17 protein-coding genes are annotated in these 21,805 nt (G+C 69.7%); 9 read left to right on the top strand and 8 right to left on the bottom strand.

The genetic code is table 11. The annotated features are described in order from the left end of the window. The first annotated feature begins 2 nt into the window (after positions 1–2). Positions 3–752 (top strand): Clp protease N-terminal domain-containing protein, encoded by a 750-nt coding sequence (locus ACZ5C2_RS17210; protein ID WP_468791205.1) that lies wholly within the window; start codon positions 3–5, stop codon positions 750–752. Positions 753–965: 213 nt separating this feature from the next. Then, on the top strand, positions 966–2,657 hold the full coding sequence (locus ACZ5C2_RS17215) for a bifunctional 3'-5' exonuclease/DNA polymerase (RefSeq protein ID WP_468791207.1): 1,692 nt from the start codon (positions 966–968) through the stop codon (positions 2,655–2,657). A gap of 259 nt (positions 2,658–2,916) precedes the next feature. Here the strand turns inward: ACZ5C2_RS17215 and ACZ5C2_RS17220 are convergent, their stop codons facing one another. After that, the gene (locus ACZ5C2_RS17220; protein WP_468791537.1) at positions 2,917–3,810 is read right to left on the bottom strand and encodes a glycosyltransferase family 2 protein; all 894 of its coding nucleotides are present in this window, start codon (positions 3,808–3,810) and stop codon (positions 2,917–2,919) included. A 454-nt stretch (positions 3,811–4,264) separates the two neighbouring features. Between ACZ5C2_RS17220 and ACZ5C2_RS17225 the strand changes: the two genes are divergently transcribed. The 3 genes from ACZ5C2_RS17225 to ACZ5C2_RS17235 are packed head-to-tail and all read left to right on the top strand — an operon-like array spanning position 4,265 to position 7,966. Then, positions 4,265–5,323: an iron ABC transporter substrate-binding protein gene (locus tag ACZ5C2_RS17225; RefSeq protein ID WP_468791209.1), complete on the top strand. Its 1,059-nt coding sequence runs from the start codon at positions 4,265–4,267 to the stop codon at positions 5,321–5,323. A gap of 19 nt (positions 5,324–5,342) precedes the next feature. Further along, a complete protein-coding gene (locus ACZ5C2_RS17230) occupies positions 5,343–6,941 on the top strand; it encodes an ABC transporter permease (protein WP_468791211.1) in 1,599 nt (532 codons plus the stop codon). Further along, positions 6,938–7,966, top strand: a complete 1,029-nt coding sequence (locus ACZ5C2_RS17235; protein WP_468791213.1) for an ABC transporter ATP-binding protein — start codon at positions 6,938–6,940, stop codon at positions 7,964–7,966. The genes ACZ5C2_RS17230 and ACZ5C2_RS17235 overlap by 4 nt, the downstream gene beginning before the upstream one ends. Before the next feature lie 614 nt (positions 7,967–8,580). On the opposite strand, the gene ACZ5C2_RS17240 is transcribed toward ACZ5C2_RS17235, so the two are convergent. Continuing rightward, entirely contained in the window at positions 8,581–10,020 is a 1,440-nt protein-coding gene (locus ACZ5C2_RS17240; RefSeq protein ID WP_468791215.1) for a glycosyltransferase family 39 protein, read from the bottom strand. Positions 10,021–10,462: 442 nt separating this feature from the next. Here ACZ5C2_RS17240 and ACZ5C2_RS17245 point away from each other — a divergent pair, with 442 nt between their 5' ends. The 4 genes from ACZ5C2_RS17245 to gltX all read left to right on the top strand — a co-directional run bounded on the left by ACZ5C2_RS17245 (position 10,463) and on the right by gltX (position 15,418). Beyond that, positions 10,463–10,756: a lactococcin 972 family bacteriocin gene (locus ACZ5C2_RS17245; RefSeq protein WP_468791217.1), complete on the top strand. Its 294-nt coding sequence runs from the start codon at positions 10,463–10,465 to the stop codon at positions 10,754–10,756. Between the two features lie 147 nt (positions 10,757–10,903). Further along, positions 10,904–13,006: a hypothetical protein gene (locus tag ACZ5C2_RS17250; RefSeq protein WP_468791219.1), complete on the top strand. Its 2,103-nt coding sequence runs from the start codon at positions 10,904–10,906 to the stop codon at positions 13,004–13,006. Between the two features lie 43 nt (positions 13,007–13,049). Further along, a complete protein-coding gene (locus tag ACZ5C2_RS17255; protein WP_468791221.1) occupies positions 13,050–13,742 on the top strand; it encodes an ABC transporter ATP-binding protein in 693 nt (230 codons plus the stop codon). A gap of 299 nt (positions 13,743–14,041) precedes the next feature. Next, a complete protein-coding gene (gene gltX, locus ACZ5C2_RS17260; protein ID WP_468791540.1) occupies positions 14,042–15,418 on the top strand; it encodes a glutamate--tRNA ligase in 1,377 nt (458 codons plus the stop codon). Between the two features lie 7 nt (positions 15,419–15,425). On the opposite strand, the gene ACZ5C2_RS17265 is transcribed toward gltX, so the two are convergent. Genes ACZ5C2_RS17265 through ACZ5C2_RS17290 form a run of 6 tightly spaced genes read right to left on the bottom strand, consistent with a single transcriptional unit; the run spans position 15,426 to position 21,805 of the window. Beyond that, a complete protein-coding gene (locus ACZ5C2_RS17265; protein ID WP_468791223.1) occupies positions 15,426–16,412 on the bottom strand; it encodes a glycosyltransferase in 987 nt (328 codons plus the stop codon). Further along, complete coding sequence (locus ACZ5C2_RS17270) at positions 16,409–17,023, bottom strand: HD domain-containing protein (RefSeq protein ID WP_468791225.1); 615 nt, start codon at positions 17,021–17,023, stop codon at positions 16,409–16,411. Before ACZ5C2_RS17270 ends, ACZ5C2_RS17265 begins: the two co-directional genes overlap by 4 nt. A gap of 5 nt (positions 17,024–17,028) precedes the next feature. Continuing rightward, a complete protein-coding gene (locus tag ACZ5C2_RS17275; protein WP_468791227.1) occupies positions 17,029–18,744 on the bottom strand; it encodes a carbamoyltransferase C-terminal domain-containing protein in 1,716 nt (571 codons plus the stop codon). A gap of 23 nt (positions 18,745–18,767) precedes the next feature. Beyond that, complete coding sequence (locus tag ACZ5C2_RS17280; RefSeq protein ID WP_468791229.1) at positions 18,768–19,565, bottom strand: radical SAM protein; 798 nt, start codon at positions 19,563–19,565, stop codon at positions 18,768–18,770. A 15-nt stretch (positions 19,566–19,580) separates the two neighbouring features. Further along, positions 19,581–20,690, bottom strand: a complete 1,110-nt coding sequence (locus ACZ5C2_RS17285; protein ID WP_468791231.1) for a hypothetical protein — start codon at positions 20,688–20,690, stop codon at positions 19,581–19,583. Between the two features lie 5 nt (positions 20,691–20,695). Continuing rightward, positions 20,696–21,805: a radical SAM protein gene (locus tag ACZ5C2_RS17290; RefSeq protein ID WP_468791233.1), complete on the bottom strand. Its 1,110-nt coding sequence runs from the start codon at positions 21,803–21,805 to the stop codon at positions 20,696–20,698.

Genomic DNA, 21,805 nt, shown 5'->3' on the forward strand with positions numbered 1-21,805 from the left:
GCATGACGACGAACCCCACCATCAAGTCATCCGTGCGCCTCGACGACCTCATCGCGGCCATCAAGACGGTTCACGAGGAGCCTCTGGAGCAACTCCAGGACGCGGTGCTCGCCGGTGAGCACCTCGGCGACGTGGCCGACCATCTGATCGGCCACTTCGTCGACCAGGCCCGGCGTTCGGGCGCCTCCTGGACGGACATCGGCAGGAGCATGGGCGTCACCCGGCAGGCGGCCCAGAAGCGCTTCGTGCCGAAGGAGGGCAACGACCTCGACCCGAGCCAGGGCTTCAACCGCTACACGCCCCGCGCACGCAACACGGTCATGGCCGCACACAACGAGGCCCAGGCCGCGCACAACGCGGAGGGCCTCCCCGCGCACCTGGTCCTGGGTCTGCTGGCCGAGCCCCAGGGCCTCGCCGTGAAGGCGATCACCGAGCAGGGCGTCACCGTGGACACGGTCCGCGAGGCCGCCCGCGCGGCGCTCCCCCCGGCCGTCGAGGACGCCCCCGAGCTGGTGCCGTACGGCCCGGCGGCCAAGAAGGTCCTGGAACTCACCTTCCGCGAGGCTCTCCGCCTCGGCCACAACTACATCGGCACCGAGCACATCCTGCTCGCCCTGCTCGAGCACGAGAACGGCGAGGGCCTCCTCAACGGCCTCGGTGTCGGCAAGGAGGCCACCGAGCGATACGTCACCGAGATGCTGGCACAGTACGTCGAGACCCGGACGGAGAACGAAGACCCGCAGGAGGGCTGACCTGCCGGAAGGCTCACCTGCCGGAAGGCTCACCTGCCGGAAGGCTCACCTGCCGGAAGGCTCACCTGCCGGAAGGCTCACCTGCCGGAAGGCTCACCTGCCGGAGGGCTGACCCGCAGCGGGACCGCCCGGCAGCAGTGCCGGTCGCACCGGGGCCGGGCTGCGGAACCGGGTGTCGGCATCAATGTCAGACCCCCCTGCCACACTCACGGCATGACCGACCGGTGGGCACTCGCTCCGGCCGAGGAAGGCGGCGTGGACGTCGCCCCCCTCGGTCCGGACGGGCTGCCCGCCGGTCCGGTGCGGCGGGAGCCGGACCTCGCCGAGGCCGTGCGGAGCCGTCCCGGTGTCACGCGGTGGGTGTGGCGGTCCACCGCCGAGGTCTACCCGCGCCTGCTCGCCACGGGGGTGCGAGTCGAGCGCGCGTACGACATCGAGGCAGCCGAGACGCTCCTGCTCGGTCACGAAGGGCGGTACGGGGAACCCCGTTCGGCGGCGGCCGCGCTGGCCCGGCTGCGCGGCGGCCCCGTACCGCCCGATCCGCCGCAGCGCCAGGCCGAACCGGGCGCGCAGTCGTCCCTCTTCGAACCCCGGGGCGTCCCGCTGCCGCCGGCCGATCTCTTCGCGGTCTACGCCGAGCAGCAGCGGCGCACGGACGCAACCGCACACCCGGACCGGATGCGGCTGCTGACCGCTGCCGAGTCGGCGGGGATGCTGGTGGCCGCCGAGATGAACCGCGCGGGGCTGCCCTGGCGGGCCGACGTGCACCGCACGGTGCTGCACGACCTGCTCGGCGAGCGGTACGCCGGCGGCGAGCCCCGCCGGCTCGCCGAACTCGCCGCCGAGGTGTCCGCCGCCTTCGGCCGCCGGGTCCGGCCCGATCTGCCCGCCGACGTGGTCAGGGCGTTCGCGGGGGCAGGTATCAAGGTCTCCTCGACCCGCCGCTGGGAGCTCGAGTCCATCGACCACCCGGCCGTCGAACCGCTCATCGAGTACAAGAAGCTGTACCGGATCTGGGTCGCCCACGGCTGGTCCTGGCTCCAGGACTGGGTGCGCGACGGCCGCTTCCGGCCCGAGTTCCTCGCGGGCGGGACGGTGACCGGCCGCTGGGTGACCAACGGCGGGGGCGCCCTGCAGATCCCCAAGGTGATCCGCCGCGCGGCCGTCGCCGACCCGGGCTGGCGGCTCGTGGTCGCCGACGCCGACCAGATGGAGCCGAGGGTGCTGGCGGCGATCTCCCGCGACCCCGGGCTGATGGAGGTGGCCGGCCGGGATACCGATCTGTACCAGGCGGTGTCCGACCGGGCCTTCTCCGGCGACCGCGCGCAGGCCAAGCTCGCCGTCCTCGGCGCGGTCTACGGCCAGACCTCCGGCGACGGCCTGAAGAACCTCGCCGCGCTCCGACGCCGCTTCCCCAAGGCGGTGGCCTACGTCGACGAGGCCGCCCACGCGGGCGAGGAGGGCCGGCTCGTGCGGACCTGGCTGGGCCGCACCTGCCCGCCGGCCGCCCGTACGACGGACGACGCCGTGGAGGAGGCGGGCATCCCGCTCCCGGAGGAGGAGGAGCAGGTCTCCGACGCCCGCCCGTGGGCCCCGGGCTACGCCTCGACCGACGCCCGCGCCCGGGGCCGCTTCGCCCGCAACTTCGTGGTCCAGGGCAGCGCCGCCGACTGGGCGCTGCTGCTGCTCGCCGCGCTGCGGCGGACCCTCGGCGGCATGGCGGCCGAACTGGTCTTCTTCCAGCACGACGAGGTGATCGTGCACTGCCCTGCGGAGGAGGCGACGACGGTGGCGGAAGCGATCCGGCAGGCCGCGGACCTGGCCGGCCGGCTCACCTTCGGGGAGACCCCCGTGCGGTTCCCGTTCACGACGGCGGTGGTGGAGTGCTATGCCGACGCCAAATGATCAGCCCATGCGTCCGGCATCGGGCAGTCGCCTCGCTGAGGCGAGGGATTCCCGGCTCAGACCGCCACCCGGAGCAGCGCACGGGAGTTCTATGGCCTCGGCACAGCGGGTCCGGACCGGCCCGGACCGGCATCGCGCGCTCGGAGTTCCCCTCCCCGAGGAAGACGGCTCCGTTCGCGGTGCGGGTGGAGCGACCGGGTGAACGACGACCGGGCCGCCCTCGACCCCCCTGCGCCCGGCGGCTCGGACGACCCGCTGCTCAGATGACCGGCGGCCGCCCGAGCCGGGTGAGCCGCCACACCGTCCCCCAGCGCATGGCCCGGCGCTCCCCCGCCGGCTCCCGCAGCCCTTCCATGAACCCGCCGAACCAGGCACGCAGCCCAGGGAGCGACCGGTTCCGCAACAGGGTGAGCAGTACCCACACCCCGAGATGGACGGGCACAAGCGCGAGCGGCAGCCGCCGCCGGGCCAGCCACACCCGGTTGCGGGCGTTCACCCGGAAGTAGATGGCGTGCCGGGCGGGCGAGGTCTTCGGGTGCTGGAGCAGCAGTTCGGGTGCGTAGAGAATCCGCCACCCGGCGTCGACGGCACGCCAGGCGAGGTCGGTCTCCTCGTGCGCGAAGAAGAACGCGCCGGGCCAGTCGCCGGTCTCGTCCAGCATCGTCATCCGCAGCGCGTGCCCGCCCCCGAGGAACCCGGTGACGTACCCGCCCTTCATCGGGTCGGCCTTCCCGAGCCGGGGCACATGGCGCTGCTGCGTCTCGCCCAGCTCGTCGGCAATCCGGAATCCGACGATCCCGAGCCGATCGTCGGCGGCGTACAACTCCTGTACGCGCCGCAGCACATCGGCGTCGACCAGCAGGCCGTCGTCGTCCAGCTCGACGACGACGTCCACGTCCCCGAACTCCCGCAGCCGCTCGATCCCCGCGTTCCGACCGCCGGGGCAGCCGAGGTTCTCCTCCAGCTCGACGGTGGTGACCTCACCGGGCAGTGACAGCCGCCGGGCGAACTCGGGCAGCGGGCAGCCGTTCCCCACGATCACGATCCGCGCGGGCGGCACATCCTGCTTCGCCACGGACTCCAGAAGCGCGTCCACTTCGGCCGGCCGGTTCCCCATGGTCACCACGGCGACGGCAATCCTCGGCGTCTCGATGTCCCTCACCTCACTGCAACTGGCGCTCCGCTGACGGGCGATGCTAACCGTTCACAGTAAGGACGCCTAAAGTACGCCGCCCGGAGGTGGACCACGGCCGGCTCCCCGTGCGCGTCACCCCCACGACCACCGCCGTTGCCAGGATCCAGCCGGTGACGATCAGGGCGTACGACAGCCACTGGTGTGCACCGATGAGGGCCTGCCGCGGCCCGGAACACGCCTCGACGTCCCGCGGCCACAGCTGCGGCGCCACCACGGTCGCTCCACTGTCCTCCGCCACGCCGACGGACCGGCCCGTCCTCCGCCTCCGGGCACCGCGCGAGCCGCGTTCCGCCGGTGTCCGACCTGCGGCGAAGGGTCTCGGCTTGGGCACGCTCGGGCGTCCCGATTGACTCTTAGGTTAGGCATACCTTATCTATTAGGTGCTCAGAGAGAAGAAAGGCAAGGCACCCCCATGGGACGCATCACCATGCGCCGACTCAGCACACTCGCCGCGGTGGCCCTCGTGGCTCCGCTCATGGCCGCGTGCGGCAGCGAGGACGAGGACAAGGGAACCGGTACGGGGGCCACGGCCGCGGAGCAGAGCGGCACGCTCGTCGTCTACTCCGGCCGCAACGAGGAGCTGATCGATCCGCTGCTGAAGAAGCTGGAGAAGGCCACCGGCACCAAGGTCGAGGTCCGTTACGGCGACAGCGCCGAGCTCGCCTCGCAGCTGCTCGAGGAGGGCGACGGGACGAAGGCCGGCCTGTTCCTCGCCCAGGACGCGGGCGCGCTCGGTGCCCTCGCCAAGGAGGGACGTCTTCAGGCTCTGCCGCAGAAGTCCCTGGACAAGGTCGACGACGCCTACCGTGCCGAGGACGGCACGTGGGTCGGCGTGTCGGGGCGGGCCCGGGTCATCGCCTACAACCCGGAGAAGACCGACAAGGCCCCGGACAGCGTGCACGACCTGACCAAGGCCGAGTGGAAGGGCAAGGTCGGCTACGCGCCCACGAACGCCTCCTTCCAGGCGTTCGTCACCGGCATGCGCGTTCTGGAGGGTGACGACGCCACCCGTGAGTGGCTGAAGGACTTCAAGGCCAACGACCCCCAGGTGTACGAGAAGAACGGGGCCATCCTCGACGCCGTCGACTCCGGCGAGGTGACCCTCGGTCTGATCAACCACTACTACTGGTTCGAGAAGGCCGCCGAGGTCGGGGCGGACAAGATGACCGCCGAACTGCACTTCCCGGTCAAGGGTGATCCCGGCGCGCTGGTCAACGTCGCCGGTGTGGGCGTCCTCAAGGGCGGCGACCAGAGCGCGGCCGCGCAGAAGGCCGTCGACTACCTGCTCTCCGCCGAGGCGCAGACCTACTTCGCCGACACGACCAAGGAGTACCCGCTGGCCGCCGGTGTCACCAGTGAGGTCGAGGGCCTGCCGCCGCTGGACTCCATCGACGCGCCCGAGATCGACCTGAGCAAGCTGGAGTCGCTCCAGGAGACCCTGGTGATGCTCCAGGAAGCCGGAATGGTCTGACGGAACCGGTGCACCGCACATGAACATCACCGGCCGGCCGGCCCCTGCCGCCCCCCGCCCGGATGCCGCGCCCGCGCCGTCCGGGCGCGGGCGCGCCGGACGCACCCGTGCGGGGCGCCGGCCGCCGCTGCTCCTGGTCGCCGGGGCCTGCGCGGCGGCGGCCCTCGCGCTGCTGCCGCTGGTCTATCTGGGCGTCCGGGCCCTGGAACGCGGTCCCGGCTTCGCCTGGGACATCGTCACCACCGACCGCACCCTCGAACTGCTCACCCGCAGCCTGGGACTCGCCGTCGTCGTCGTCGCGGCCTGTCTGGTCCTGGGCATCTCGCTGGCCTGGCTGACCGTGCGGACCGCGCTGCCCGGCGCCCGCGTCTGGTCGGTGCTCGCCGCGCTGCCGCTCGCCGTGCCCAGCTACGTCGCGGCCTTCGCCTGGCTCTCCGCCGAGCCCCGCCTCGCCGGATTCACCGGCAGCGCCCTCGCGCTGACACTGGTCAGCTACCCGTACGTGCACCTGCCGGTGGCCGCCGCGCTGCGCGGCATGGACCCGGCGCAGGAGGAGGCCGCCCGCTCACTCGGCCACGGTCCGCTGCGAACCTTCTGGCGCGTCACCCTGCCGCAGCTGCGCCCCGCGGCGGCCGGTGGCGGCCTGCTCGTCGCGCTGTACGTCCTCTCCGATTTCGGGGCCGTCTCGATCATGCGGTACGAGACCTTCACCCGGGCCATCCACACCTCGTACCGGGCGAGCTTCGACCGCACCCCGGCCGCCGCGCTCAGCTGCGTCCTGGTGCTGATGACGGTGTTGCTCGTCGCCGCCGAGGCCCGTACCCGCGGCCGTGCCGGGCATGCCCGTACCGGCGGCGGCACCGCACGGCCCGTTCCCCCGATCCGGCTCGGCGCCCTGAAGTGGCCCGCACTGGGCTGGTGTTCGGCCGCCGCCGCAGCCGGCGTGGCCTTCCCGCTCGCCACCCTGGGCTACTGGCTGTCCGTGGGCAACTCCCGCACCTGGGAACCGGACCGGCTGCTGCAGACCGCGGGCACCACGCTGACCGTCGCCGCCCTGGGCGCCGCGCTCACCACCGTCCTCGCGCTGCCCGTCGGCATCCTCGCCGCCCGCCACCGCTCACGCACCGCACACCTGCTGGAGCAGGCCGCCTACGCCGGACACGCGGTACCCGGCATCACCGTCGCCCTCGCCATGGTCTTCCTCGCGGTCCGCTACGCCCCCCAGCTCTACCAGGAACTCCCCCTGCTCATCGCCGCCTACGCGGTGCTCTTCCTGCCCGTCGCCGTCGCCGCGACCCGTGCCGCCGTCCTGCAGTCGCCGCCTTTGCTCGAGGACGTCGCACGCTCGCTCGGCCGCGGACCGCTGCGGGTACTGCGCGAGGTCACCGTGCCGCTCGCCGCCCCCGGTATCGCGGCCGGCGCCGCCCTCACCTTCGTGGTCTGCATGAAGGAACTCCCCGCCACGCTGCTGCTGCACCCCACCGGCATGGACACCCTCGCCACCCGGCTGTGGGCCGAGACCACCACCGCCTCCTATGCCGCCGCCGCGCCGTACGCCGCCACGCTGATCCTGATCGCGGCGATCCCGTCGTACCTCCTCGGAAGGCACCGCACATGACCGATCTGCGGATCACCGGGCTCGTCAAGTCCTACGGCGCCTCGGCCCACGTGCTCGACGGCCTGGACCTGAGTGTCCCGGCGGGGCGGCTGGCCGCCGTGCTCGGGCCCTCCGGCTGCGGCAAGACCACCCTGCTGCGCATCGTCGCGGGGTTCCTGCGCGCCGACGCGGGCACCGTGGAACTCGGCGGACGCGTCGTGTGCGGGCCCGGTGTCCACCTGCCGCCCGAGCGCCGTCACATCGGCATCGTGCCCCAGGAGGGCGCGCTCTTCCCTCACCTCACCATCGCCCGCAACGTGGCGTTCGGCCTGAGCGCCACACCGCGTACCCAGCGCCGCCGGCGCACCGAGGAGATGCTGGACCTGGTCGGACTGCCCGGCCTCGGCGACCGCATGCCGCACGAGTTGTCCGGCGGCCAGCAGCAACGCGTCGCCCTCGCCCGGGCGCTGGCCCCCGCGCCCGCCCTCGTGCTGCTCGACGAACCGTTCAACGCGCTCGACAGCGCCCTGCGCGCGGGACTGCGGGCCGATGTCCGCTCCGCGCTCCTCGCCACCGGTGCCACCGGTGTGCTGGTCACTCACGACCAGCAGGAAGCCCTGTCCACCGCCGACCTGGTAGCGGTCGTACGGGAGGGCAGGGTCGCCCAGTGCGGTACGCCCGAGGAGATCTACCGTCACCCCGCCGACCTGTGGGTGGCCCGATTCGTCGGCGACGCCGTGCTCCTTCCCGCCACCGTCACGGGCGGTTCCACGGCCGACACCCCCCTCGGGCCGGTCCCGCTGGCCGCCGCCGGCGGTGCCACCACCGGGACGGTGGTGCTGCGCCCGGAACAGCTGGCTCTGACCGAGGACGGCGCGCGCGGCAAGGTCGTGGACGTCCGCTTCTACGGCCACGACGCGATGGTCGCCGTCGAGGTCGGGGACCTGGACGCCCCCGTCTTCGTCAGGGTGCCGGGACCGGTCGCGGTACGACCGGGGGACGGGACCGGCATCGTGGTCCGGGGCGAAGCGACCCTGCACACCTGACCGCGGAGGGTCCGGTCGACCCGGGCATCGCCGTGGTCGGGCGGGCCGCGGAGCGCCACCGCCGGCCAGCCGACGGGTTCGTCACCGGGGTTGGGGGGGCGGGCCGATGCTCCCGGGTGCGCGGGAGCCGCAGGCGCCGCGCCCCGGCGCCTTGGCCGGCACACCGCCCGTCGTGCCCTGCCCACCCGCCGTCGCCGCATCCGCTGAACGGCAAAACCCCAGGTCGGAGTGCTTCCATCCTGGGGTTCAGGTGGAGCCGCCTTCGGGATTCGAACCCGAGACCTACGCATGACGAGGGCCTGCATGATCATCTCGGGTGATGACGAACGGTGCCACCGAATCCCGTTTCCGCAGATCAGAGGCTCGCGGGCTGACCGGGATCTTACTTGGTCCGCACTGGTGTCACCCAGTCCGCTCACGCAGCGCTCACGCAAGCAGGACGTCTGACGCCCGCATATCCGCACCCGCGATACGCCGCGCGATGCCGACGACGACCGGCTGTCCGTCCGCCTACGCCGACAGGCAGACAGGCAGAACAGAGATCAAAGTGAACTGCCTGCAGCGCATGCGTGGCCAGCGGCGGGGTCAACTCAAACCCGGTGGGTCGTCCCGGCTCAGGGCCGGGCGGGCCCGAGCCTCCGGTACACCGTTACCCGCCGGCCGCGGTCCTGCTCGTTCGTCACCGCCCTGAAGTATTCATCCAGCACCGAGAGCTTTGCCTTGTCCCGGGCGGACGTCACGGTCGACGCGGCCTCCGGGGCATCAGTCACCAGCAATATCTCCGTCTGCGCAAGCATCGCGGCGCGGATCCGCACCGGGTCCGCCTCCACCCCCTTGAGCGTTCCGGACACCTCAGGACTCTCCGCCAGTGCGATGTCCCTGAGGCCGGTGAAGGCGTCGGGGGAGACTGACTTGGTGTCGCGCCGTGCGGCCGGGACGAAGAGCACGCCGTCGCCGGGCCGCTTGAGTCGCCGCACGTCCGAAGCGATCGCAAGGACGTCATCCACTCGGCTCGCCGGGGACCTCTTGGCCAGCGACTGCGGCAGCAGCCCCACCGTCGCCACGGTCAGCACCGCGGGTAGCACGTACACATGTGCTCTGGGAAACCTCGGCGTCGCCGCTCGCACCGCGGCGCCCAGCGCGGTACCGATCAGCAGGGCCAAGCCCAAGTAGCTGAAGAGTATGTAGCGCTCCAGGAACATCGGGCGGATTAGCGAGATGCCGAGCAGGACGATCTGCGGCACTGCCAGAAGGGGGAACCCGACGGTCGCGACGGACGGGCCGCTCTCCCGCCGCCGGTCCGTCAGCGCTCCGAGGCCGCCGATCGCCAGCAGAACTGCCGGGCCGATCATCATGTGCCACGACAACGGCGGTATCCAGGAAATTTGCTGTGACTGGCTTCGAGTGAAGAAGATTAGGGGCATTACGCACGCTGTGCCGACCGCGGAGGCCACCGCCCAGCGTTTCCACAGTCTGCGCCCGGAGCGCCTCCACATCAGGGTCACCAAGTGAGCAGGCAGGAGCAGTAGCGACAACCAGTTCAGCAGTCCGCATACCAACACAATGCCCCCGTACGCCACCCATAGGCTCGGCCGTTGACGCCGGGCGGTGAGGGCAGTCACGAGCAGGAGTGTTGAGATCCCTGCTCCGGCCGTGACGAGTGCGTACGGGCGGCCTTCCTGCAACTGGAACTGCACGGCCGGTAGGAGCCCGAACGCAAGGCCGCCTCCCAGCCCGGCCCAGCCACCAGCCAGTCGGCGGCCGATGACGGCCACACACCCCGCCGCTACCGCCATGGCAAGGACGGACGGCAGCCTCAGCGTCGTAGTACTGGGACCGAAACATGCGAAAAGGCCGTGCATGAGCAGGTAGTACAGCCCGTGGACGGCGTCGACCTGCCCAAGCATGTGCCATATCTGGGCAGTTGAACGCTCGGCCACCTGCCAGGTCGCAGCCTCGTCCCGCCACACGCTGTGCTGGCGGGACAAACCCCACGAACCGAGGGCGAGGGTCCACAGAACAGGTATCAGCCAGATGGCCAGACGGTCCCGCATGGCGGCTATGGGGGGATTCATTGAGATCTTCAGGACCCGAGGTTAGAAGCGCGAACCACAGTCAGCGATGGGTGGACGTCAGCGGGAGAGTCGTCGGGCCGACGATCGTGGGGGCCGGCTGCGAGTCGACGAACGATCACACTGACGGGGTGGCCGGGCCAGTCTGTGCGGTTCTCGAAGGGGCGACAACCCTGTTCCGGGGAGATCAAGGCCACTTCTACACGTGGCACTTGGAACGTATCGAAAGGCATGCGACCTGGGCGGATGATCGGACAGGCGAAACCGTTGCGGATGTCCCTTTTCAGTTTGGCCGGAGATCATCTCTGTGACCCGCGTCACGTGACCAGCCGTTGTCAAAGATCATTCCGCGTAGTCAAACTCTTGTTCTGTTCGCATCAAGGGGTGCAGGCCGTGCACTCCCCTAGGGACTAGGAGTCCAGCTTTGAGACCGAAGAACGTGCTCAAGGTCGTGTTCGCGACTGTCGCCCTCACCGTGGCTGCAGGCGCTCCGGCGATGGCCTCCGTCAATGTGGGCGGCGGTCAGTGGTCGTACGGCACCGGCTGTTGCAGCGTCTGGTCGAACTACAAGCACGCCTCCGTGAACCACTCGTCCTCGGCGGACGGCGACTACTGGGCCTACAGCGGCTGCACCGCACCGGGGCCGTGGGCCCTGGCGTCGGCCGAGCTCGGCGGCGGTACGGGCAAGGCGTACTGGGACAAGGGCTGCACGCGCTGATCCTGAGTACTACCGTGAGCCCCGGTGTCGACGTCACCGGGGCTCACTGTGGTCCGTCCCTCGCCGTCCACCGCCCCTCTCCCACCACATCTCACCGGCCCAGCGCGGTCTCACAAGCCCGACCCAGTGATCCGACATAGGAAGCCGATGCTGCACCGAGGTATCAAGTTCGTCCACGTCGCCGTATTGTTCTTCGCTGCGGTGCTGGCCTTCCTGTTCGTCCGGGAACTGGACGAGGACGAGGTGCTGGGCAATTCGGCCGTGATCTTCGTCTTCGACTCCGATGATTCGACGAGTGGCGCCCAGGTTGCCCAGTCGATCGCGTCGTTTGCCGAGGACCACGGCGTCACGGTGGCTCGTGAGGTGCCCGACTTGAGGGAACCTGATGGCCGTCGCCACCTGTACATGGCCGCAGGAGATGACCCGGCCGGAGCCGGCGCGTGGCTGAACGAGGGTTATCCGGCGTTCAGTTCGAACCTGGCCACGGACGTGCATCCGATCGCCGACATCGGGCAGCGTGATCCGCGCGGCCACTACTACGTGTTCGGACCGCCGGAGGCCGCGGACTCACTGGTCGCAGAGTTCTCCGACCTGGGCCTGCGGGCAGACGTGTCCCACCCGCTCTCCTATAGCGAACTGGCCACCACCTACACCAATAGCGTCATGTACTGGTCGTTCTGGGTAATCGCTCTCGCCGCGGTAACCCTCACCGGCGCGAGCGTGCTGCTGTCCGCGAGGACTTATGGGATTCTGCGGTTGCAGGGCTTCTCCCTGGTGGATCTCGTAGTGCGTGACCTGAGGCAACTGCTGGTGCCCTGGGCGGTGGCGCTCGGTGCCGTGACTGCGGTAGCACTCACTTTCCTCGGCCTCTACAACGGCTTTGCCTGGCTCACCCTCTTCGCCGCCCTGGCCGCCGTCTTGGCCGGACTGCTCCTTCTTCTAGTACTGACCGCTCATGTGGCGGTGATCGCCCTGACGTTCAAGGTCGACGTGCTGCGCGCCGTGAAGGGCGCCCTGCCCGCTCGGGCAGCATCCGTCGGCGTTTACCTGGTGCGCATCCCCGCTCTGCTGCTCACACTCAGTGTGGCCACCGACGTCGCGGCGGTCGGCAGAGACATGGAGACACGTCAAGAGAACCGGGCAGCCTACGCCGATGCGGGCGACGCCGTCACCATCCGCCTCAACGGAGGTCTCTCCGGTGAGAAGGAGAGGGTGGTTGAAGAGATCGGCCCGTGGTTGCGTCGGGCCGACGGTAACGGGAAGGTCATTCTCGCCGGGCGCCGAGACCTCCAGAGCCTGGTGCCGGGTTCACACCTTCCGCCAGGCGAAGTGCTCGTCGTGAACGAGACCTTCCTTACTCAACAGCCCGTCCTCGACCCGGCGGGACAGCGCTACATGCCCGCGGCTCGGAAGGGCGAGACGGCAAAAGAGGACAGGGTACGGCTCATCGTTCCCGAAGCTCTCCGCGGACACGAGGCGGCTCTCCGCAAGGCGGTCGTCGGAGTACTGGCTTCGGACTTCGACCCTCGGAGCCAACTGGAAGCACTCCCGGGCAAGAGCGGCCAGAGCGTCTTCACATACAACCCCGGAAGCCAGGTCTACAACGCGGCCCACAGCCAGAAGGAGGACCGTTCCCTTGTACAGGACCCGGTCCTTGTCGTGGTCCCCAACGGCTCACACTTTGTGTCCGACGACGGCTACACCGCGTTCGCCGCGCAGGAGGGGGTCGTTTTCCCCGACCCCGATGTCGTCGTTCGCGCCATTCAGGGGAACAGGCTGGGCGTCTACGTCGTGGCGCTCCGCCCTGTCGCTGAGAACTCCGCGCTGAAGATGCGAGAGGTGGTCACCGAGTTCCGGGTGCAGCTCTTCAACCTTGTGCTGACAGTCATCGTCCTCCTCATCGCCGGTGTCGGCATCTGCGTCATCTACGCGCGCAAGAACTCCCAGTCCATCTTCGCCCAGCACATCAATGGGTGGAGATACGTGGCCACCCACCGGTTCATCCTCGGCGTGGAGGTGGCCATCGCCTTCCTCCTGGCCACCCGGGTACCTTTCGAAACGTGGATGCGCAACAAGGATCTGGAACGGATCGCCGCGTCCGGTGCCCCCCTCCCCCGGCCGCTCGTCGAGCTCACCGGACTTGATCTGAGCATCATCGCCGGGCTCGTGGTCATCGAACTCGGTGCTGTGCTCCTTGCCCTCGCCGTCTTCCACCGTCGCATCGTTAGGGAAGGGGCGACCCAGGCGTGAGGCCCGCCCGTGCGATCCCCTTCCCCTCAGCAGGAGTACTGTCGTGATCGATATCGAGAATCTCTCGAAGTCCTACGGTTCTCGGACTCTGTGGTCCGATGTCACCTTCACCGTTGCCCGTGGCGAGATGCTCGCCCTCGTCGGGCCCAGTGGTTCGGGCAAGTCGACGCTCCTCAACTGTCTCGGCCTGCTGGACAAGCCGAGCGCGGGGGTGATCCGCCATGAGGACAAGGACATCACTCGATTCAGCCGGCGCGAGATCCGTGGGTTCCGCCGTGACGTGCTCGGCTACCTGTTCCAGAACTACGCCCTGATCGAAAACGCGACCGTTGCCGAGAACCTCAAGGTGGCCGTGAAACCGCGCCGGCCCTTGCCGGACCAGCCGGGCAAGACCATCGCCGAGGCGTTGAACCGCGTGGGCCTGGGCGGCCGGGAGAACGAGACGATCCACTATCTCAGCGGTGGGGAACAGCAGCGTGTGGCCCTTGCCCGTCTCATGGTCAAGCGGCCTGCGCTGGTGCTGGCGGACGAGCCGACCGGTGCCCTCGACGACGCCAACGCGAGCACGGTAGTCGATATTCTCCGCGAAATGAGCGAGTCGGGATGCGCTGTCGTCATCGCCACCCATAGCGCCTCAGTTCGCGAGCAGTGCGACAGAGTATTCGCACTGGGTGAAAGAGAACGTGACCCGTCTCATAAACCGCAGCGACTGACCGTCCCCCTCAGTACCACTTGACCGTCAGCCCGCCGTGATGAGATGCCCATGCCGCCAACCGCGCTGCGGCGGGACGCGGCTCGCGATCACCTCGGGCTGTGGGACAACACTCCTGTCGCTCACCACGGTGAACGGCCTGGGGCAAGGGGCCGGCGGCACTGGGAACGGTGAAAGGCAAGGTACGAATAGGAGGCGAAGACGGCCAGAAAGCGCGGATGCGGAGTCGGCGCAGTGGTCCGAAAACGGTGCCCGGCGTCGGTACCCTGGAGTGCATGTCTACTGCCCCGGTTCGTGTCCGTTTCGCCCCGTCTCCGACCGGCATGTTCCATGTCGGTGGTGCACGGTCCGCTCTCTACAACTGGGCCGTGGCGCGACAGTCCGGCGGTACGTTCATCCTGCGGATCGAGGACACAGACGCGGCCCGGAACAAGCCGGAGTGGATCGACGGGATCATCAGCGCTCTCGCAGCGATCGGCATCCACGAAGAGGACGCCGCCTTCGAGGGGCCGTACTTCCAGTCGCACAACGCCGATCGGCACCGGGAAGCGGGTCTGCAGCTCTTCGCGGCCGGTCGGGCGTACTACTGCGACTGCAGCCGGGAGCAGCTGAAGGAGCGCACGGGCTCGGATCACCTGGGTTACGACGGGTTCTGCCGGGACCGGGGACTGGCTTTCGAGGAGGGACGGGCGCTGCGGTTCCGGACGCCTGACGAGGGCGAGACCGTCGTGGTCGACCTGGTCCGCGGGGAGCCGGCGTTCCCGAACAACGCGATCGAGGACTTCGTCATTGCCCGGGGTGACGGGTCCCCGGTCTTCCTGATCGCCAACGTGGTCGACGACCTGGACGAGGGCATCACGCAGGTCATCCGCGGTGAGGAGCACCTGTCGAACACGCCGAAGCAGCAGCTGCTGTGGGAGGCGCTCGGTGCGAAGCCGCCGGTGTGGGCGCACCTGCCGGTGATCGTGAACGAGAAGCGGCAGAAGCTCTCGAAGCGCCGTGACAAGGTCGCGCTGGAGGACTACCTCGCCGAGGGCTTCCTGCCCGAGGCGATGGTGAACTACCTGATGCTCCTGGGCTGGGGCCCTGGCGACGACCGGGAGATCATGCCGCACGAGGAGCTGGAGCAGCTCTTCCGGATCGAGGACGTCAACACGGCGCCTGCCTTCTTCGACGTGAAGAAGCTGACGGCGTTCAACGGCGACTACATCCGCGCGCTCTCGCCGGAGCAGTTCGCCAACGCCTGTGCGCGATGGCTCGTCGCCCCGTACGCGCCGTGGGCCCCGGAGGCGTTCGACAGGAACCTCTTCGAGGCGGCGGCCCCGCTGGCCCAGACCCGACTGGCGCTTCTGTCGGAGATCACCAGCTACGTGGACTTCCTGTTCCTCGACGAGCCGGTCGAGGACGAGGCGTCGTGGAACAAGGCGATGAAGGCCGGCGCCGGCGACATCCTGTCCGACACCCGTGCCGAACTGGCCACTGTCGCGGACTGGAAAGCGGACGACCTGAAGGCCGTCCTGTTCGCCGTCGGCGAGAAGCACGGCCTCAAGCTGGGCAAGGCCCAGGCGCCCATCCGGGTAGCGGTCACCGGCCGGACGATCGGACTCCCTCTGTTCGAGTCCATGGAGCTGCTCGGCCGGGACCGCGTGCTCGCCCGTCTGGACGCCGCGGCCAAGAAGCTGGCCGCTACGCAGGCATAGTCGTTGGTCAGGCGACCTGCGCCAGCAGGTCGCCCCAGGCGTTGCCGAAGTAGTTCAGATCGAACCGGGCCAGAGCCTCGTATGCGGCCTTGGCCTCGGCCTGACGCGTTGCCGCGCGTTCCCGGACCTGCGTCGGCAGGCGGTCGAGGTCGGGGGCCGGCTGACCGGTCAGGGTAGCGAGGTCGCCCAGGCCGGCCACCGGGCGGATCAGGCACGGCAGGCCGAGCAGCAGGGCCTCGGCCGCACAGCGGCTCCAGCCCTCCCGCATCCGGGGGAGGAAGACGCCGACATCACACGCGAAGAGAAGCCGCAGGTAATGCTCGCGTTCCACGTCGTAGTGGGCACCGTCGAAGCCGATGGTGTTGCTGCCGCTGGTGATCACCCGCAGCCTTCGGTCGCCGGCCAGAGCCGCTGAGACCTCCTCGATGCCCTTCCAGTGCACAGCCTTGCCCGCGTACACGCCTATCGCGTCCGGGGGCAGGTCAAACTCGGCGCGGCATTCGGCGCGGTCGAAGCCGCGTGCCCTCTCGACCTCCGTCATGTCGAAGGCGTTGTAGATCACCTGCACGTTGCGGACGCCTCGGGCCCGGAGGAAGTCCGCCCAGTACGGGGCGACGCAGACCACGGCAGCACATTGCGGCAGCATCCTGAACAGGTGCTCCCAGAGCATGGCCTCGACGGGTGCGGAGTCGTGCTGCAGCGGCTCGTAGTGGTGGAGGAGGAACACCGTGCGGGCCCTCATCTCCGGGGTGAAGAGCAGCAGGCTCAGGTCGTCCCACACGAAGGTGCCGGTGGTGCCGTGCAGCGTCCGTATGGAAGGGGCCAGGCGGGCAAGGTGGCGGAGCTTGCGCCAGCGGCGGACGCGGTAGGTGCGCTTGTGGTCCGGGACCGTGCGCCACTCCACGTCGTCGGCCGTCGCCTCGTGGAGCATCCGCAGGTAGACCCGGCCGCCGGTCCGGCCGACCGGCTCCATCGAGTAGACGATCCGCTTCACGGACGTACCTCCTGTTGGTGTCGGTCGTACTCGGCGTGGAGCAGCGCGTGCATGGCCGCCAGGTGGGGGCTGAGGCTGCGGGCGGCGTCGGCAATCGGGAGGTAGAAGTCCTCCAGGCTCCGGAGGAACCGCCGGCGCCGGTCAAGGTTGGGCGAGAGGGCAAGGTCGCGCAGGTTGTGAAGGCGGTCGGCGAACCGGACGAGGAGGTCCTCGGATGGGAGCGCGGCCTGCTTGAAGCGCCAGTTGGTTTCGTCGCCAGCGGCCTTGGGACGCTGTTCGAGGCGGTGGTCGGCGGTCATGGCACGCAGGCGGGCGGTGAACCGGGCTCCGAGGTGCTGGACGAGCAGCGCCTCCGCTTCGGGAGCCACTTCCAGGGCGTCGTGGAGAAGGGCGAGGACGAGGGTCTCAGGGTGCCTGACCCTGATTTCGGTGCGCAAGAGCGTGACGACGGCCAACGGGTGCTCCAGGTACGGGGTGCCCTGGTCGCGGGTGTGGCCGTCGTAGACGGTGAGGGCCAGGGGGCCGGCGACTTCGGCGAAGGACTGCTCGTCTGTGCTCCACAGAGCGGTGCCGAGCACGGTGAGGATGTGGTCCAGGTCGGTGGGGTTCATCCGCCTCACCTCGTGAGGAGAGCCGTGGCACGGGGGTCGGACACGTGGTCGGCGAGCAGGAGAGTGTCCCCGACAGCCAGGGCGTCGAGGCCGAGGTCAGCCGCCGCTGCCACGGCCTGCTCGGCGGTCCGCAGGATCGGGGTGCCCTTTCGGTTGAACGAGGTATTCAGCAGTAGCGGTAGTCCGGTGCGCTCGTGGAACTGCTCCAGGAGTTCTCTCAGGCCCTGATGGTGGGGGGCGACGGCCTGGACGCGAGCGGTGCCGTCATGGTGGGTGACTGCGGGGATGCGGGCGGCCTGGCACCGTCGGACGTGAGCGACCCGGTTCATGAAAGGGTCGCCTTCCGACATGAACCACTCCGTGGCGTGTTCGGCCAGGACAGCCGGGGCGAAGGGACGGTACGTCGCTCGCTTCTTGATCGCGTTGAGTCGATCACGCGTGGCGGTGTGGCCGGGGTGGGCAAGGATCGAGCGATGACCGAGGGCACGCGGTCCAAATTCGAGCGCCCCCCGCACCCAGCCGACGACGTGTTGCTCCGCGAGCAGCGCGGCCACGGTTGGCTCCAGTCCCCGTCCGAGGCCGGTCAGGGCGCGGTACCCAGTCGGCACCGCCAGCGTTGGCACGGCACCCGGGTGCGGGCCCCAGGCCGCGTCTGTCGGCACTGGGAGGCGCTCCTGCCCGAGCTGGTAGTGCCAGCCGTAGAGCGCGGCGCCCACGGCGGTGCCCGCGTCGTGCGGGGCCGGTGCCACGAAGAGGGTGTCGAAGCCGCTGTCGGCGGCCAGCTGACCGTTGAGGTGGGAGTTCAGGGCGCACCCGCCCGAGAACACCAACGTCGAGGATCCGGTGAGACGTTGCAGGTGTCGGGCGACGTGGACGACCGTTTCGGCGAAGACCTCTTGAACGGCGGCGGCCAGGTCGGCCCGTACGTGTTCTGGCTGCTCCGCGACATTGTCGGCGGTCCAGGCCCGGCTACCGAGCAGCAGCGGGGTGCCGCTGTCCGCCGTGCCCCACGGGTACTCGATGCGCACCTCGCCGTCGTCTCCGAGCCGTACGAGATCCCGGAGCTGAGCTGCGTAGCGCTGGGGGTCGCCGAAGGCCGCGAGCGCCATCATGCTGCCCTCGGGCTCGTCGCCGGGCGGGATCACTCGTCGGGCGAGGTTCCGGTAGAAGTGGCCAAGGGAGGAGTGGACGCGCCGGGGCCCGGCCGGGCTGGGGACAACGGTCGGCATGCCCTGGTGGAGGCGGTCGATGCCATCGGGGCGCAGGTCGTACCCGGTGATGCGCTCCCGCCCCGGACCGAAGTCGGACCCGAGGGAGGAGCCGCCGGCGTCGATGACGAGGCCCGCTGCGTGCTCGGGGCCGGAGAGCAGATAGCCGGAGAGCACGTGGGCCGTGTGGTGGGAGAGGAGGCGGAGGTGTTCGCCGAGCGGGACGGGCAGGAGGGCGGCGAGTTCGTCGCGCTCCTCGGCCAGCCACCAGCCGGCGGCGGGGTTGGGGCGCATGGAGGCGGCCCAGACGACGTCGATGTCCTGCGGTTCGAGGCCGGCGGCCTCCAGGCACCACTGGAGCGCGCGGGTCGGGATGGTGAGAGTGCCCTTGCGGGTGGGGTGGTTGTGCTTGACGCCGCTCCAGCGTTCCTCTTCGGCCGCGTAGAGGAAGCCGTCGACGACTAAGGCGGCGCTGGTGTCGTGGTGGAAGTTCAGTCCGAGGGCTGCGGGCATGGTCGTGTACCTCCGGTCTGGGGTCAGACGGTGAGGGCCGGGGCGGGGAGGAGGGCGGCGCCGGAGTCGGTGTACTCGTGGCAGCGCAGACAGAAGCGGAAGTGGTGGCCTCGGGGCGCGAAGACCTTCGCCGCGAAGTCCTCGTCCCAGATGCTGAACTCGCTGTCGTCCTTCGCCATGGCGTTGAAGCAGCGGTAACAGGACCCGTCCATCTCGATCATCAGGTGCTGGTCGAGATAGCGGTCGCAGAGGCCACGCAGCTCGTTCGCCGGCTGGCCGACGTCGACGTGGTGCACGTGGTTGGTGACGTGGATGGCGCCGTACGTGTCGCACAGCCTCGCGAGCTGCGTGAGGCGGGCGGCGCTGATGCCTTCCAAGACGCTGTTGATGACCACGGTCTTGCCGGCCTCGCGGAGGCGGGGCACTACAGCGTGGACCTCGTCGTAGTTCTCGTGCTCGTCGTCGCAGCCGATGAGGACCTGGTCGTACGAGCGGAGAGTGGCATCCATGATCCGCTTGTTGCGGGCCAGAGTGATGGCGTTCGTGCCGAGGACCATGACTTTGTCGGGCAGGCGGGCGCGGGCCGCGTCGCTGAGGGCGGGGAAGTCCCGGTGCACCGTGGGCTCGCCACCGTTGATGTGCAGCTGCTGGAACGGGATGGTCTCCAGCCTGGCCAGGATGGTGGAGAACAGCTCCATGGGCATGTTCTCGCCCTGGGCGCCGTCGGCGAAGATGCAGAAGTCGCAGGACCGGTTGCACTTGGTCGTGATCTTGACCTTGGCCGTCTTGAGGGTGCGGGGCAGGGGTGCACGCGCGGGCATGGCGGGACTCCTGTGTCAGGGGTGGATGTCACCGGGGGCGTGGCTGAGGAAGTTCTGCACGGTGGACCTCTGCTGGTGCCAGAGCGCGAGGGTCGCGCGCAGGGTGCCGGCGGTGGTCGGGCCGGTGGGGACCAGCCTCGCCATTCGGGCGGCCAGCCGCTGGGCGGGAGTGGTCTCGTCGGCCGCGAGCGCGTTCAAGGTCCCTGCGGCGGATCGGAGTTCCTTCGCTTCGCGACGGATCAGATACTCGGTCGCGACACCGGGCGGCGGGTCGAGGTAGTACAGCCAGCGGGCGACGCGTACGCGGAGCATCCCGGCTGTCATCACCCAGTCGGTGTCGGCGTGAAAGCCGCACTCGCCGACAGTGCTGGGCGCGTCGGGAACGCGGCGCATCGCCGCCTCCAGAGCGACATGGGCCGTGCGAAGCAGGTGACGCGGGCCCCGAGGGCGAGCGTCGGACCGGTCGTCGGCATGCCCGAGAAACAGTTCGGCGTACCCATCCAGCCCGTCCGGCCGCCACTGCGTGAGGGCGGCCGTCTTGCCGGGGCAGCGGGTCCGTGTCGCGAGAGCGGCTGCGGCGAACCAGCACGGGGCGAGGTAGTGCCAGGCCACGCAGTGGCGCCGGTACGCGACGACGTCCTCCACCACGTTGTCGATGCTGTCCGCCGCCAGCTGGTACCGGCCGCCCAACCGGGCTTGGAGGATTCCCCGGTAGAACCGCTCGTCGACCTCGCGCCACGGCGCCATCTGGGCCCGTGACTTCCAGCGTTGGAAGTCACGGACGCTCCCACTGATCAGCGACCAGGTCGCCAGCTCGGGCGCGGAGACAAATCGTCCGTCGGCCTCGACCATGGTGAACGCGAAGCCGGGCGGGTGCTCCAAGAGACGCTTGTGAGAGATGTCCCTGCCGACCGCGGCCGTGTGAGCGGCGGCCAGGCGGTGGTTCCACTCCTCCCAGTCCGTCGGTGCCTCTGGGATGAGGATCCGTACGTCGATGTCGGAGTGGGGCGCCAGCAGGTCGGCCGGCTGCCACTTGTGGGTGAGCATCGCCGCGCCGACGCCGTGAGCATCCAGCTCGCGCTCGTACAGCGCCCCGAGCCCTGGGTACAGGGGCGCCTCAACCATGACCATCACCGCTCCTCGGTGGATGCGCGGGCGCAGGAGGGCCGGGCCGTTTCCGTGGTCAAGAGAGGGAGAAGCGGCAGGACCGGGGTGCCTTCGGGACGCTCCATCCGGTCCCAGCGCAGGTCGTAGTCGACGTAGTGGAAGCCCTGCCAGGCGTCGTTGGCGTTGCGGTCGAGCATGGCCTGGAAGAGGTGGGCGAAGGCGTTGCCGAGGGTGCCGTCGGCGAGATGGGGCTTCAGAGGGATGTCGCGGTTGTGGAGGATGCAGGGGCGAGCCACGCCCGTGGGCGTGATCTTGATGCGGTTGGCGTCGGAGCAGGTGGCGCAGCTGGAGTTCGAGATGAAGCCGATCGAGCCCGCCCAGCCGTCCGGGCGAAGATACTGCCCGGGACTGCGGACCCCGAGCTCGTCCCTGCGCACCTCGCCGGCGTTCACGAACCACTCGTGGAGACGGTCTCGAACCTCCGCCTCGCTGATGAACTCGGTGTCGAAGAGCGCTTGGGCGGGGCCAATGTTCTGGAGCTCGATCAGCCGGACGGCGATGGGCAGGTCGCGGGCCAGCTCGGCGACGGCGAAGGCGTCAACCAGATAGGTGCGCTGCAGAACGCAGTTGATCTTCACGCGCAGGCCGAGGGCGAGGGCGGTGTCGAGGGTGCGCCGGGTGACGCGCGGGTCGCCGCCGCCCATGATCTCGGCGGACCGGTCGGGGTCGAGGCTGTGGAGGCTGAGATTGAGGTACGTCAGACCGGCGCGGTGGAGTTTCTCAACGCTCAGGCCGCGGCGCAGGTTGCCGTGGCTGGTCATGCCGATCGCGGCGTCGGACCCGAGGCCGTTCGCCAGGCCCGCGATCACGTCGACGATGTCCGCTCGGAGGGTCGGCTCGCCGCCGGAGCAGTGCGCTTTCTTGATCTTCCAGGCGCCGGCCTCGGCGGCGATGGCCGCGTAGTCGGAGGCGGTCAGGGGTCGGTCCTTGTGCCCGTAGTCCGGCATGCAGCGCGGCTTGCAGAACACGCAGTCCAGGTTGCAGAGCGAGTTCAGGGTGAAGGCCAGGTAGGGGTGGTTGCGGCCGGTCGCCGTGAAAGCGGCAACCAGGTCGCGGTGGCGTGTGGTCGGCAT

The organism is Streptomyces sp. NPDC031365 (assembly GCF_055569765.1).

Bases quoted from the DNA above. Each gene is read 5' to 3' on its own strand.
- ACZ5C2_RS17210 (WP_468791205.1), top strand. From the start codon at position 3: ATGACGACGAACCCCACCATCAAGTCATCCGTGCGCCTCGACGACCTC.
- ACZ5C2_RS17215 (WP_468791207.1), top strand. From the start codon at position 966: ATGACCGACCGGTGGGCACTCGCTCCGGCCGAGGAAGGCGGCGTGGAC.
- ACZ5C2_RS17225 (WP_468791209.1), top strand. From the start codon at position 4,265: ATGGGACGCATCACCATGCGCCGACTCAGCACACTCGCCGCGGTGGCC.
- ACZ5C2_RS17230 (WP_468791211.1), top strand. From the start codon at position 5,343: ATGAACATCACCGGCCGGCCGGCCCCTGCCGCCCCCCGCCCGGATGCC.
- ACZ5C2_RS17235 (WP_468791213.1), top strand. From the start codon at position 6,938: ATGACCGATCTGCGGATCACCGGGCTCGTCAAGTCCTACGGCGCCTCG.
- ACZ5C2_RS17240 (WP_468791215.1), bottom strand. From the start codon at position 10,020: ATGCGGGACCGTCTGGCCATCTGGCTGATACCTGTTCTGTGGACCCTC.
- ACZ5C2_RS17250 (WP_468791219.1), top strand. From the start codon at position 10,904: ATGCTGCACCGAGGTATCAAGTTCGTCCACGTCGCCGTATTGTTCTTC.
- gltX (WP_468791540.1), top strand. From the start codon at position 14,042: ATGTTCCATGTCGGTGGTGCACGGTCCGCTCTCTACAACTGGGCCGTG.
- ACZ5C2_RS17270 (WP_468791225.1), bottom strand. From the start codon at position 17,023: ATGAACCCCACCGACCTGGACCACATCCTCACCGTGCTCGGCACCGCT.
- ACZ5C2_RS17275 (WP_468791227.1), bottom strand. From the start codon at position 18,744: ATGCCCGCAGCCCTCGGACTGAACTTCCACCACGACACCAGCGCCGCC.
- ACZ5C2_RS17280 (WP_468791229.1), bottom strand. From the start codon at position 19,565: ATGCCCGCGCGTGCACCCCTGCCCCGCACCCTCAAGACGGCCAAGGTC.
- ACZ5C2_RS17285 (WP_468791231.1), bottom strand. From the start codon at position 20,690: ATGGTTGAGGCGCCCCTGTACCCAGGGCTCGGGGCGCTGTACGAGCGC.
- ACZ5C2_RS17290 (WP_468791233.1), bottom strand. From the start codon at position 21,805: ATGCCGACCACACGCCACCGCGACCTGGTTGCCGCTTTCACGGCGACC.